At 43.1% G+C, this 13,383-nt stretch carries 11 protein-coding genes; 1 reads left to right on the top strand and 10 read right to left on the bottom strand.

Annotated features, from left to right (window positions below; genetic code table 11):
• Positions 1 to 135 precede the first annotated feature (135 nt).
• Entirely contained in the window at positions 136 to 2,265 is a 2,130-nt protein-coding gene (gene dnaG / locus BACPLE_RS17915) for a DNA primase (protein WP_007564585.1), read from the top strand.
• A 49-nt stretch (positions 2,266 to 2,314) separates the two neighbouring features.
• Here dnaG and folE read toward each other — a convergent pair whose 3' ends face one another.
• The 10 genes from folE to BACPLE_RS17865 form a co-directional block, all read right to left on the bottom strand.
• On the bottom strand, positions 2,315 to 2,908 hold the full coding sequence (gene folE / locus BACPLE_RS17910) for a GTP cyclohydrolase I FolE (RefSeq protein WP_040313471.1): 594 nt from the start codon (positions 2,906 to 2,908) through the stop codon (positions 2,315 to 2,317).
• A 2-nt stretch (positions 2,909 to 2,910) separates the two neighbouring features.
• Positions 2,911 to 3,372 carry an SPOR domain-containing protein gene (locus BACPLE_RS17905; protein WP_007564581.1) on the bottom strand — a complete coding sequence of 154 codons (462 nt, stop codon included), beginning with the start codon at positions 3,370 to 3,372 and terminating at the stop codon, positions 2,911 to 2,913.
• A 122-nt stretch (positions 3,373 to 3,494) separates the two neighbouring features.
• Entirely contained in the window at positions 3,495 to 4,250 is a 756-nt protein-coding gene (gene tpiA / locus BACPLE_RS17900; RefSeq protein WP_007564579.1) for a triose-phosphate isomerase, read from the bottom strand.
• Positions 4,251 to 4,274: 24 nt separating this feature from the next.
• Positions 4,275 to 5,591 (bottom strand): BT_3928 family protein, encoded by a 1,317-nt coding sequence (locus tag BACPLE_RS17895; protein ID WP_007564577.1) that lies wholly within the window; start codon positions 5,589 to 5,591, stop codon positions 4,275 to 4,277.
• Positions 5,581 to 6,123 carry a DUF1599 domain-containing protein gene (locus BACPLE_RS17890; RefSeq protein ID WP_007564575.1) on the bottom strand — a complete coding sequence of 181 codons (543 nt, stop codon included), beginning with the start codon at positions 6,121 to 6,123 and terminating at the stop codon, positions 5,581 to 5,583. Before BACPLE_RS17890 ends, BACPLE_RS17895 begins: the two co-directional genes overlap by 11 nt.
• A 145-nt stretch (positions 6,124 to 6,268) precedes the next feature.
• Complete coding sequence (locus BACPLE_RS17885; protein WP_007564573.1) at positions 6,269 to 7,177, bottom strand: peptidoglycan DD-metalloendopeptidase family protein; 909 nt, start codon at positions 7,175 to 7,177, stop codon at positions 6,269 to 6,271.
• Between the two features lie 296 nt (positions 7,178 to 7,473).
• Entirely contained in the window at positions 7,474 to 8,142 is a 669-nt protein-coding gene (locus BACPLE_RS17880; protein ID WP_007564571.1) for a DUF3256 family protein, read from the bottom strand.
• Positions 8,143 to 8,206: 64 nt separating this feature from the next.
• The gene (locus BACPLE_RS17875; protein WP_040313455.1) at positions 8,207 to 10,984 is read right to left on the bottom strand and encodes a hybrid sensor histidine kinase/response regulator transcription factor; all 2,778 of its coding nucleotides are present in this window, start codon (positions 10,982 to 10,984) and stop codon (positions 8,207 to 8,209) included.
• Between the two features lie 324 nt (positions 10,985 to 11,308).
• Positions 11,309 to 12,190, bottom strand: coding sequence for a carbohydrate kinase family protein (locus tag BACPLE_RS17870; RefSeq protein ID WP_007564568.1), 882 nt, complete (start codon positions 12,188 to 12,190; stop codon positions 11,309 to 11,311).
• Between the two features lie 4 nt (positions 12,191 to 12,194).
• Entirely contained in the window at positions 12,195 to 13,355 is a 1,161-nt protein-coding gene (locus BACPLE_RS17865) for an MFS transporter (protein ID WP_007564566.1), read from the bottom strand.
• Positions 13,356 to 13,383: the final 28 nt, after the last annotated feature.

Raw genomic sequence — 13,383 nt, 5'->3', positions numbered from 1 at the left:
ATATAAACATTTTACAAAACGCTCGATTATTCATCGAAAAAATGCCATACAATTAACTGTACCATCGTTGTCATTCCACGATTTGCTACGGCCAATTGCACATTCTACTTATTTTTATTATTTTCGCCCTTCGAAATGATTGACCAAGCTACCATAGACCGAATACTGGATGCCGCACAAATAGTAGATGTTGTATCCGAGTTTGTCACCCTCCGCCGCCGAGGAGTGAACTACATCGGACTATGCCCGTTCCACAATGAAAAGACCCCTTCTTTCAGTGTATCTCCCAGCAAAGGATTATGCAAATGTTTCAGTTGCGGTAAGGGAGGGAATGTGGTCCACTTCATTATGGAGCACGAACAACTTTCTTACTACGAGGCACTGAAGTGGCTGGCCAACAAATATCACATCGAAGTAAAGGAACGGGAACTGACCGACGAAGAAAAACAAGCACATAGTTTGCGTGAAAGTTTGTTTGTAGTCAATCAGTTTGCTTCTGAGTATTTCCAAGACATACTTTATAATCACATCGACGGACAGCGTATCGGTATGACCTACTTACGCAGCCGAGGATTCCGCGATGACATTATCAAAAAGTTCCAGTTAGGATACAGCACAGACAGTCACGATGCATTGGCACGCACTGCCAAACAGAAAGGTTATCAGGAAGAGTTTCTGGTAAAGACTGGCTTGTGCTATCGAAAGGACGACGGTTCACTTCGCGACCGTTTCTGGGGGCGTGTCATTTTCCCCGTACACACCTTGTCGGGAAAAGTGGTAGCTTTTGGCGGACGTGTATTGAGCGCTGCCACCAAGAACGTACAGATGAAGTATGTCAACTCTCCGGAGTCTGAGATATATCACAAAAGCCGGGAACTCTATGGCATTTATTTTGCCAAGCAGGCCATTGTACGCCAGGATCGCTGCTTCTTAGTAGAAGGTTATACCGATGTCATTTCCATGCACCAGAGTGGAATTGAAAACGTGGTGGCTTCTTCGGGTACGGCATTGACCTCCGACCAGATACGACTGATTCATCGTTTTACCAATAACATTACGGTATTGTATGACGGTGACGGAGCTGGAATCAAGGCCAGCATACGCGGTATTGACATGCTGCTGGAAGAAGGTATGAACATCAAGGTATGTCTGCTCCCCGATGGAGACGACCCCGACAGCTTTGCCCGCAAACATAATGCCACCGACTATCAGGCCTACATCAATGAGCACGAAGTGGACTTCATCCGTTTCAAGACGAACTTGCTGATGGAAGAAGCAGGGAAAGACCCGATCAAACGTGCCAGTCTGATTTCCAGTATCGTAAAAAGTATCTCTGTGATACCTGACTCTATTGTGCGCTCCGTATATACACGCGAGTGCAGCCAGCTTCTGCAAATGGAAGAGAAAATCCTGATAGAAGCGGTAAACAAATTGATAGAGCAGGCACAGGAAAATAAATACAAGGAAATCCAGCGTAAACAACGACAAGCTACCCAGGATGTCCAACCAGCTCCTCCGACTACTTACCCGGAGACACAGCCGACAGAGATTCCTATACCGGATGAGACTCAACTTCCTCCAGCTCCTCTGGAAACAGCTGCAGAGTATATACCTCCAACTGCTGAACAGCCTGCCGGACAACCCACAAGCACTCCTGCTCCTACGGACAATTACCTTTCCTATATCCCATTGGAAGGGAACGAACAGAAACTGTTCTACAAGAAGGAACAGCTCCTCCTACAAATGATTGTCCGCTATGGAGAAAAAGTGATGTGTTACTTAGAGGATGAAAACGGAGAAGAGCAACCGCTCACTGTCATAGAATGTATTTCTTCCAGCTTGAAGGAGGATGAACTGCAGTTTCACTATCCCTTAGACCGCCGTATCCTAAAAGAAGCAGAGAATCATCTGCATGACGAAGGCTTTGTGTCTGAGCGCTATTTTCTGACTCATCCTGATCCGGAAATCAGCAAACAGGCCGCAGAACTGGCCAGCGACCGCTATCAGCTAAGCAAGTACCACTCCAAAGGACAGGCAATTATCACCGATGAAGAAAGACTTTATGAGTTAGTTCCCAGGTTGTTAATTGATTTCAAGCTATCAATTGTTGAAGAAGAAATGAAGCATACCCTGCAGGCTTTAACCAATCCGGACATCTATAACAATCCGGAGAAATGTCAGGAAATCATGCAACATTACAAAGAGTTGCAAGAAATTCAGATTCCAATGGCACAAAAAGCAGGCGACCGCGTCATTTTACGTTAGCTATTTCCCCTCTCCACTTACGATAAAAGGGGAAATAGTCTTTTTCATATTAATATTTTGCACGAATCAGGTTCATGAACTCTTCGCGTGTCTTGGCCTGATTGAATGCACCTGTAAAATCAGAGGTAGTCGTTACAGAATTCTGCTTTTCCACTCCTCTCATCTGCATACACATGTGTTTGGCTTCTACTACCACCATTACGCCTAATGGATTCAGTGTTTCTTGAATACACTCTTTTATTTGAAGCGTCATGCGTTCCTGCACCTGCAAACGGTGAGAAAAAATATCTACCACACGAGCAATCTTACTCAGACCCGTAATATATCCGTTAGGAATGTATGCCACATGGGCCTTTCCGTAGAATGGCAGCATGTGATGCTCGCACATGGAAAAGAAATCAATGTCCTTCACAATCACCATCTGGCTGTAAGGTTCCTTGAATTTTGCGGCATTCAGCACTTCTCTCGGATCCATTTCATATCCGCGAGTCAGCGTCAGCATGGCTTTTGCTACACGCTCAGGGGTTTTCAACAGTCCTTCTCTTTCAGGGTCTTCGCCCAGCAAAGAAAGGATTTCCTTATAATGCCCAACCAGTTTCTCAACCTTCTCTTGCGGCCAGTTTATCGAATTTGTATCTGTCATCATTATTCTATAGGTATATTAATCTGTTCACGCACAATAGACACTTCCTTAAAAACTCCTGTAGCTTTCAATTTACGCATGGTTACATGTGCTTCTTCAATACTTTTAAAGTCTCCTACCCGGCACAGCCAGCGAGGAGGCTGAAAATAAGTATAAACCGGAAGTTCCGGAAATTCTTCTTTCACTTTCGTTGCTACCCTATTCGCTTCACTACGCGCCTGACGGGAATTATTCCCAGCGTATACCTGTACGCGAAATCCACGAGCTTTTAATGTCTTTACCGGCTCCGAACTGGCAGAACGCACATAACGCTTCCCTATCAAGGAGGTAATCTGTGCATCCTGGTGGATAGTCACTACACCTTCTCCTGCCCGACGGGTCTGCAGGCTTTCGATAATGTTCTGCTGGGCATAAGCCCCGCCGGCACACAAAACAGAAACTACAAATAAAAGATATTTCAGCATAAGCGGATTTTTAGATAGACATAGAAAACAAAAGTCAATTGAGCACAGAGACCATACGATGGCACTACGTCCTCACATCATCTCTGTGCTCATAAGTCGCTCCTGACTAATTCAAAAAAGAATTATTTAAAAGCGTCGATGATACCCTTGAAGTCTGCAACTTTCAAAGCAGCACCACCAATCAGACCACCGTCTACATCAGGATTAGCGAACAATTCTTTTGCGTTAGAAGGCTTGCAGCTTCCACCGTACAGGATAGAAGTATTTTCAGCTACTTCCTTACCGTATTTAGCAGCAACCAAAGAACGGATGTGAGCGTGGATTTCCTGAGCCTGTTCCGGAGTAGCAGTCTTACCTGTACCGATAGCCCAAACCGGTTCGTAAGCCAAGATTACTTTACCGAAATCTTCAGCAGACAAAGAGAATACAGAAGCCAACTGAGCTTCTACTACTTCATTCTGTTTGTTAGCTTCACGTTCTTCCAATACTTCACCGATACAGAAGATAGGTTTCAAGTTGTTAGCCAAAGCCAATTTAACTTTTTCTTCCAGGATTTCAACTGTTTCGTGATAGTAAGCACGACGTTCAGAGTGACCCAAGATTACATACTGAGCACCTGTAGATGCAACCATTTCTGCAGAAACTTCACCAGTATAAGCACCAGATACCTTGTCAGCGCAGTTTTCAGCACCTACACCAATGATAGAGCTGTCTACCAAAGGAGTTACAGAAGCCAAGTGAATGAAAGGAGTACAGATGATTACATCGCAGTTTGGTTTGTCTGCTGTCAATGCTTCGTTCAATTCTTTTGCCAATGCAATACCTTCCTGCAGGTTCTTGTTCATCTTCCAGTTACCTGCTACAATGTTTTTTCTCATTTTGTTTTAATTTTAAAGGGTTAGTTATAATGTTTCTTTTTTATTCTCTTTCTCTTTTTTCTTTTTGCGGCTTTTTATGCGCAACCATATCAGGTCGACCACGGTCAGCAACAGCAAAGGTCCCAAAAACCAGCCGGTCACTTCTACCACTTTGTGTACACTAGTTTTCGGATTCCATGTACTGAATGGAAGTTTCTCCAGCGGTGCATTCAACTGGTATTCATCAGGCAGATTGGAAACACTCCATTTACGCAGCACGACTCCTTTTTTCAGCAATATCAATCCCGGGTTAGAACGAATCATCGTTTTCAGCGTAATCTCATCCATCAATGCAAACGGATATTCTGCCCCTGTATTTTCCTGCCAATCTGTAATATCCTGTTCCGAGGAGGCCGTCAGACAAAGAAAACGGTAACCGTGTTCCACACTGTAGTCATACACTTCATTGATCAGATCCATACCACTATCGTCTGCCTGCTTCAACCATGGTGCCACAAGCAAAAAGGTGTACTGCTCACTATGGAGTATGTCATCAGTCAAATCCTCTCCCGTTTCCAGTGAAGTAATCGAGAAGTCGTGAATAGGAGGTTCATAGCCCTTCTCCTTCACCCGAGTCTTTGAATCGACAAAAGTCCACGTAGTATCTGTCGGGAAATTATCAATCGTAAATTCTTGCTCTTTTCCGTCTTTCGAATAAATAAAAAGCGTTTCATACACAGTAGGTTTCTCGCCTTCAGGAATCGTCATACCTTTCACGATATCTGCCCCCACGTGATATGGACGAAAATCAAATACAGGTAGATAACGTAGGCAGAACAGCATGAAGAAGATAATAAACAAAATGCTGTAAAGCGAAATCAGCCAATCCACCTTTGTCGTCACCAGATTGAATATATACTGCCTCCATTTAAACACGGAAATAGCCGCAATAAGCAACACTACGTTTTTGAAGAAAGTTTCCCAGTTGGTTAGTACTACCGCATCGCCAAAACAACCACAGTCAGAAATAGGATTGGCGATTGCCAGCCATAGTGTCAGCGGGGTCATGAAAGACATAACCAGCAACACCAATAAAGGCGCTACCCTCCGACGAATCCCAAAGAACAGATAAATTCCAAGAATAAACTCAAGCAAGGCACAGAGCATAGCTGCCAGATAAGGCACATATCCCGCACTCAGGCTCTGCAGCCCCCATGCTTCCAGGTAATCCTGTACCTTATAGACCGTGCCCAAAGGGTCATTGGCCTTGACAAATCCGGAGAACAGAAAAACGACAGCCAACAAAAAACGGCAAACGTTGCTCCAGACCACAACTGCTTTATGTAGAAACTTATTCTCCAAACTCCAGCTTAATCAATCCAAAAACGGCATAATTAATCATATCCATATAATTGGCATCCACGCCTTCTGACACCAACGTATCTCCCTTCAAAGATTCTATCTGTTTGGTTCGATAGATCTTCATCAAAATCAAATCTGTATAAGAAGTGATACGCATGCTACGCCAGGCCTCATCATAATCATGATTCTTAGCCAACATCAACTTCAGGGCCTTATCTGCATACGCATCATATAATTCCAGCGCACGTTCCTCTGTGATATCTTCCTTCTCGGCATAGCCCAGTTCCAGCTGAATAAGCCCGATAATACCATAATTGACAATTGCAATAAACTCCGGACGAATGCCTTCATCTATCAAGGACACACCTTTCACTTCAATACTCCGGATACGGTTTACCTTAATAAAAATCTGGTCTGTCACAGAAGATGGTCGCATAATGCGCCAGGCAGCTCCGTAATCATGCAACTTTTTAGCAAACAAATCACGGCATACCGCAATTACATGTTCAAATTGTTTCTTGGTTTCTTCCATCTTTTATGCTCGAATATGTGGCAAAGTTACTGTTTTTTCAGAGAGCACACAAAAAATAAGGGAGATAAAAATGCCATTTCATACAGTCCCGACAGAACTATATGAAATGGCATCCTTTTTTATTTCAGCAAATTTGTTTTTCTTATCAAGAACATCTTAAAACTTGTCCGATACGCAACGTTGTAGTACGTTTTATACCATTAATCTGGCACAAGCGGTCAATGGATACGTGATACAAGCGAGAGATACGTCCCAATGTATCGCCCTTACGGATTTTATGATAACGGATAGCCGATTTTTCTGCTTCAGCTGCTCCGGATTTTCCTGATTTAACAGCTGCCAATGCACGGGTACGCTGATATGCATAACGGTTGGCACCACGTACAAACAAATAGCTGTCTGACACAATATCTTGATTCGGAAAATCAAACATAAATTCCGGATTTATCACTTCGCCCAAGAAACGAGTTTCAAAATGAAGGTGAGAACCAGTAGAACGCCCGGTATTTCCTCCCAAGCCAATCGGATCACCCGCCTTTACATACTCATCTTCTGCCACAATCTGTTTAGACAAGTGTCCGTAAATGGTTTCCAATCCATTGTCATGACGAATTACTACATATTTTCCGTACCCTCTACGTTCATATTTCACCATGCGCACACGCCCGTCGAAAGCAGCACGGATAGTATCACCAATATAAACCTTTATATCCAATCCGTTATGCATACGCCGCCAGCGCGGACCGCATTTAGAAGTGATGACTGTATGAGTGGTCGGCATGCAAAAGCCTGTCAAATCGATTCGGAAACTATCTGGAACCTGTACATTACCGCCGTAAGCATGAACGCGATCATTGTTCCAGTTTGGATAAAGACTGTAAGCGGGATATACTGCCTGTTCTGCTTTGATCTGGCGAATCAGGGCTAATGAATCCACAGCTTTTAATTTTCTGTCAATCGGCGCCTGACGAGCCAGAAGATCCTGTCCTGAAACATTGATGCTGACCATGGCCAGAGCCGCCATTGCTACTGTTCTAATACACTTTAAAATCATTATACCTTATATTTTTCAGCTAGTATCCGTCGGATGGACTTCGTTATTTTCTATTTTTCCAGCCCGACCCTTATTCAGAATACCATTACTGGTTTAAAACAAATCATTTTTAGAATGCATTCCTGCCTTCATAATTACACAGATATGCTTGTCGTTTTACAAACAGCGTTCCAAAGATAAAAAAAATTCGGTATATCCGTCCGAGCGGTTAACGATTTTTTATGTATTTTTATACGCAAAGAGCAGAATAGATGTTGTACAACATAACCTTCAGCAATACAAATAATTAAATAGAACTACTTTAACGAGGTATTCAAATTTTCCTGAGATACAAATTTTCCCTCTTTCCACTCCAGACAAACAGGGTGGGATTTCAGATACGGTTTTAATTTTTTTGCGGTTTCCTTATCCAAATAGTCTGGGGTAGTATAAGTAAAGCTCAATACAGGTTTATCAACCGACAGCTCAGCCTTCCATAAATACATATCTGCATAAGCACGCAGATTTTTCAAAGAATCAGCCTGTTCTGCCGAAGCCGGTTTCAAATAAAACTCATCCTCCTGCGGAAGCTGTAAAAAATCAGAAATCGGCAATTCATGCCACTTCATATCATAAAAAGCAATATGGCTGTCAGCCGCTGGAGCCGAATAAGTAGAAACTGCACAAATCACTTTCACGGAGTCATTCAACGGAAGCAATTTCAGTTCCAAAGTACTGGCAGAAGTCGTTTTCAGGAATAAATAATCTGAGGTCAATTTAGTCATTTCCGACATATTTCCAAAACGGTTCTTCACCTCTGCCTTCATCCCGCTTTCCAGAAAGTCCCCAAAATCAGCCCGATTAACCTCTGTCAAAAGCGGAGACAATGAATCTGGTAATGCTACAAAAAGCGTTTTCAAATCTTGCGCACGCCCAGCAGCACCATATACACATAACACGAATATCAATATCAAAATACGTTTCATAACCAGCTATTCAAAAAAGTGCCCAAATATACAACTATTTCTTTTAGAAAGAATCTTTTCCTTCTCAATTCTTCCCATCCCGTCTTTTCAGGAATTCGCTGGGGCTTTCTCCAAAATAGTCTTTATAACACCGGGTGAAGTAAGACGGAGAGCTAAATCCCACTTCGTATGTAATTTCGGCCACCGTCTTTTCAGAAGATGCCAGCAAAGAGGCAGCCTTTTTCAGCCGGGCTATGCGCAACAATTCATTCGGAGCATATCCGGTCAAGGATTTTGTTTTACGATATAACTGCACGCGCCCCAATCCCAATTCAGCACCCAAGTCTTCTACACTCAAATCTGAATTACCCATCTTTTCTTCTATCAAGGATTTCAGTTTTTCCACAAATCCCTTGTCCACTTCGCCTAGCTGCTGTTTTCCGCCTACAGCTGTGGCATCTTCTGTGAACGACTTCAACCGCTTCCGATTGTCTATCAGGTTGCGAATTCGCGCCAGCAGGAGTTTGGCATTGAAAGGCTTCGTCAGATACGAGTCTGCCCCCGAATCATATCCCTGAATCCGCTGTTCATCCATAGCGTATGCCGTCAGCATCAATACCGGAATGTGAGACGTCTGCAACTCGCTTTTCAGCCGCTTACAACATTCTATACCGTCCATAACAGGCATCATGACATCACATACCACTACATCCGGCACATATTTCATAGCTTGTCTTATGCCTTCCTGCCCGTTAACTGCCTCAATTACAGTATATTTATCTTGCAGCAACATCTTCACGTAGTCACGCACATCCTGATTGTCATCAATAACCAGCACCACTTCTTTGTCTGCTGTTCCGTCCACCTCCACGTTTTCAACCCACTGATGCAAAGTCTCCTGTCCAGCATCCAGCACAGCCCCTTCCTGCAAGTTTTTCAAGGATTCATTTTTCTCTATAACCTCCTTCACTTCGCCTTCCTGCTTCATCGGAAGTACAACCCGGAAACATGTACCTTTTCCTTTTTCACTTTCCACCTGTACCGTACCCTTATGCAACTGCACAAAAGCCTCTACCAGAGCCAATCCCAGGCCTGAGCCTGTATGCTGCACATCTATTTGATAAAAACGTTCAAACACATGATGTACATGTTCTTCCGACATACCAATACCCGTATCACTGACTTCCATACATAAATACGGTTGATTATCTTTCTCTATCCGTGAAAGCGCAACTTTTATCTCACCTTTTTCCGGAGTAAACTTAAAGGCATTGGACAATAAATTGTAGGTAATGCGTTCTATTTTTTCGGCATCGGCCACCATCACATACTGCGCCGCATCTCCTTCCGCCTTCACCGCAAACTGAATATGCTTCCGGAATGCCAAGGTATGAAATGCCTCTGTCCAATCCTTTATACATTCCAGCGCATTAAACTCAGAAAGCCGCAAAGCCAGTTTACCATGTTCATATTTTTGGAAATCCAGAATCTGAGTGATCAACCTCAATAAAACGGCCACATTCTTCCGCACTATCTCCAGCATATTCTTCTCTCTCTCACCCAAATGCTTTTCTTCAAGCAACTGATTGATTGGGTCTGCAATCAAGGTCAACGGCGTACGGAAATCATGCGACACGCTGGTAAAGAAGGCCAACTTGGCATGTGTAGCCTCCTCCAACTGACGAGACAATACAATCAGCTGATCACGTTGTTCCTGCAACTGGTCACGCTGCTGCTCTAATTGTTGCTTCTGACTGGACAATTCCGTATTCATCCGGTTCTTTACCCAAAAGGCACGCACCAGAAAAAAGAACAAGAATCCAACCAACACCAATATCACCACACAAGCATATAAGAACATTTTTTGTGCGGAGTAACGAAGAAAATAATCATCCAGCTGATGATTTAAAAGCTCAATTTTTTGGTCCAGCGTCAAAATATGCTTCATCTGCATCTGCATCACACGGGCATTGGCACGGTTCACCAATGCCGTAGAAAGAATATTCTCTCTCTGATAAGGTTCACCTTGTAATATAGCCATGGCCACTTGAATCACCTTATCTCCGCCTGTGGGATAAATGAAGGTGGCATCCAGTTTGCCTTCCGCCACACTTTCTACTCCAGCAGCTACCGCATCAACTCCTACAAAAGCAATCTGTCCGGCACGATTCTTCTGACGTGCCTTCTCATACGCCCCGATAGCCATCCGGTCATTCTGTGCAAAAACAAGGTCTACTTGTGGATGAGCATCCAGTAACGTATCCATAACCTCCCCAGCTTTCTGCCGGAACCACCCGGCTTCAGCAGAAGCCACCACTTGCACTCCCGGAGTAGCTTTCAAAGCTTCCATCATTCCTCGATGACGTTCTACTGCCGGAGTTGAACCTCTTAGCCCGGTAATTTCTATCACTCGTCCCTTTCCTTTTAAACGGTCTGCAATATACTCCCCCGCCCTACGACCAATTTCGTAGTTATCGGCACCCACATAGGCTGTATATTTTTTAGAATTGATTTTCCGATCAATCAGGATGACAGGAATTCCGGCATCGTATGCCTTCTCAATCACCGGAGTAATAGCTTCAGCTTCATTCGGAGCCACAATCAGCAAATCGACTTTTCTTTCAATCAAAGATTCTATATCCTTAATCTGATGGGTATTATCATCATGAGCCTGATAAACTTCAATATTTACCCCCGGGTAGAACAAACCTTCCCGAAGAATTTCTTTATTCATCTGGGCACGCCAATCATCCTCGCTACACTGTGACACGGCTATAGTATAGTCCATCTCCTTCCGGGAACAGGCTACAGACAAAAACAGCAAGCAAATTACCCCTATCCAACCACAGACTAAATGTTTCATAATTTTATATCTATTTCTGCAAATGTATGAAAATCGCAGCGATTTATACAGTCTGACATATACAAAAATCACGAAACCGACCCACAATTTTTCGTTCAACGGCTCTACTCTTTTTATGTCTCCCGAAGCGGAACCATACGTTTTCCGTGTGAGAAACCTACGTTTTCGCTTCGGGAAACGTATGGTTTTCACGCGGAAAACATAAAACAGACAAAGCCGAAGCAACATTATCTTCAGCAGACTTTCCAATCTACCAGACAAAAAAAATCTCCGGAAGTACAGAAACATACTTCCGGAGATTTTTCACAAGATAAACTATATAGCTTAAATTTTTTCCTTCAAATACAGAGGGAATTCCGGCATAGCCCCATTCTGGGTACATACAAATGCCGAAGCCTCTACTGCCAGTTCATGCGCTTCGCGTACGGTCTTTCCTTTCAAAATAGAAGCCACAAAAGTAGCAGTGAATGAATCACCTGCGCCTACTGTATCGGCTACATTTACTTTTGGAGTTTCTACAAATGACACATTTCCTGGAGTAAAGACATAGCTTCCGTTCACGCCACAAGTCAGAATCAACATTTTCAGGTTATACTTGGCAAGCAGAATCCAGCATTTATCCTGCAGGTCAATACCCGGGTAACCGAACATACGGCTCACTGTAACCAGCTCCTCATCATTTATCTTCAGCACATTACATTTCTGGAAAGAATTGCAAAGCACTTCTTTCGTATAAAAACCCTGACGAAGATTAATGTCAAACACTTTCAATGTATCTTCCGGCATGGCATCCAAGAACTTGTTGATTGTTTCTCTGGAAACCACGCTTCGCTGTGCCAAAGAACCAAAGCAAACCGCTGTAGTCTGTTTAGCCAACCCTTCCAAAGCTGGAGTGTAAGGAATATTATCCCATGCCACACCTTCCTTTATATCATAACAAGGAACTCCTTCTGCATCCAGTTCTACCTGAACCGTACCTGTAGGATACGGTACTTTTTCAATCATGCTATGCAGATTCTTCTCATAGAAGTTTTCCAAAATTTCTGCTCCTAACTTGTCATCTCCTACAGCACTAACCGCACGACCATCCAAACCAAACTGTGACACATGATATGCAAAATTAGCCGGAGCTCCACCTATTTTCTTTCCTTCAGGCAGCACATCCCATAGTGCTTCACCTATACCTACAACAATTGTATTTTCCATAGTTTTAATGTTTAATTTTCAATGTATAAAAAAGCAAATAAATCACACCTACCGTCATCACTGCTACGGCTCCATTCTGTCCGATTGCATCGCTGGCAACTCCCATCAAAAGAGGGAATACGGTACCACCAAACAATCCCATAATCATCAGTCCTGAGACTTCATTTTTCTTCTCGGGCATAGCCAAAAGAGCCTGAGAGAAGATGATAGAGAATACGTTAGAGTTTCCAAAACCTATCAATGCGATACAAATATAAATAACCATCTGAGAGTCGAAAGCAAAAAGTCCGATCATAGCCAGCATCATGCAAATCGCACTTATCAGGAAAAAGACTTTAGATGATACGGCCCGTAAGATAAATGCACCGGAAAAACATCCCAATGTACGGAATATAAAATACAGACTAGTGGCAAACCCAGCTTCTGTCAATGTCATTCCAATACGTTCCATCAGAATTTTAGGAGCAGTAGTGTTCGTACCCACATCGATTCCCACATGGCACATGATGCCAAGGAAAGACAGCAGAATAAAAGGTTTTCCTAACAGTTTCAGACAATCAGCAAATCCAGATGCCTTGTCCGGCTGTTCTTCTGTAATAGGAGTAGCCGAAAGCAACAAAATAGCAAATACAGCTACAATCATATAAATAGGGAACAACACTCTCCATCCCAAACCAAAAGTCGGAATAGCCTGCAAAGCTCCCCACATGGCCAGATAAGGAGCAAGGAAAGAAGCAATAGCTTTCACGAACTGTCCGAAAGTCAGCGTACTGGCCAGACGGTCGCCCGAGATAATATTGCTCAATAATGGATTGAGTGAAGTCTGCATCAAAGCATTACCTATTCCCAATAAAGAGAACGAGCAAAGCATCAATCCATAGCTGTCGCCAAACATAGGAAGTAGTAAAGAGAAGAAAGTCACTCCCAAGCTCAGCAATACAGTCTTTTTTCTTCCAATCCGGTTCATCAGTATTCCAGTAGGCACTGAGAATATCAAAAACCAAAAGAATACCAAAGAAGGGAAAATATTTGCTTCAGAGTCTGTCAGACCTAAATCTTCTTTCACATAGTTTGAAGCAATTCCCACCAAATCTACGAATCCCATAGCAAAGAAGCAAAGCATCACGGGAAACAGCTTGGCATATTTCAATTGAGTATTTGTCATTTTTACTTGTTTTTAATCTGTTCAAATT

Source organism: Phocaeicola plebeius DSM 17135, from assembly GCF_000187895.1.
Taxonomy (GTDB): Bacteria; Bacteroidota; Bacteroidia; order Bacteroidales; family Bacteroidaceae; genus Phocaeicola; species Phocaeicola plebeius.
The sequence above is the reverse complement of the archived record's forward strand: the minus strand, read 5'-3'. Positions and strand labels throughout refer to the sequence as shown.

Coding starts and splice junctions, on each gene's coding strand:
- tpiA (WP_007564579.1), bottom strand. CDS start 4,250: ATGAGAAAAAACATTGTAGCAGGTAACTGGAAGATGAACAAGAACCTG.
- BACPLE_RS17905 (WP_007564581.1), bottom strand. CDS start 3,372: ATGCTGAAATATCTTTTATTTGTAGTTTCTGTTTTGTGTGCCGGCGGG.
- folE (WP_040313471.1), bottom strand. CDS start 2,908: ATGACAGATACAAATTCGATAAACTGGCCGCAAGAGAAGGTTGAGAAA.
- BACPLE_RS17875 (WP_040313455.1), bottom strand. CDS start 10,984: ATGAAACATTTAGTCTGTGGTTGGATAGGGGTAATTTGCTTGCTGTTT.
- BACPLE_RS17865 (WP_007564566.1), bottom strand. CDS start 13,355: ATGACAAATACTCAATTGAAATATGCCAAGCTGTTTCCCGTGATGCTT.
- BACPLE_RS17885 (WP_007564573.1), bottom strand. CDS start 7,177: ATGATTTTAAAGTGTATTAGAACAGTAGCAATGGCGGCTCTGGCCATG.
- BACPLE_RS17880 (WP_007564571.1), bottom strand. CDS start 8,142: ATGAAACGTATTTTGATATTGATATTCGTGTTATGTGTATATGGTGCT.
- BACPLE_RS17870 (WP_007564568.1), bottom strand. CDS start 12,190: ATGGAAAATACAATTGTTGTAGGTATAGGTGAAGCACTATGGGATGTG.
- dnaG (WP_007564585.1), top strand. CDS start 136: ATGATTGACCAAGCTACCATAGACCGAATACTGGATGCCGCACAAATA.
- BACPLE_RS17890 (WP_007564575.1), bottom strand. CDS start 6,123: ATGGAAGAAACCAAGAAACAATTTGAACATGTAATTGCGGTATGCCGT.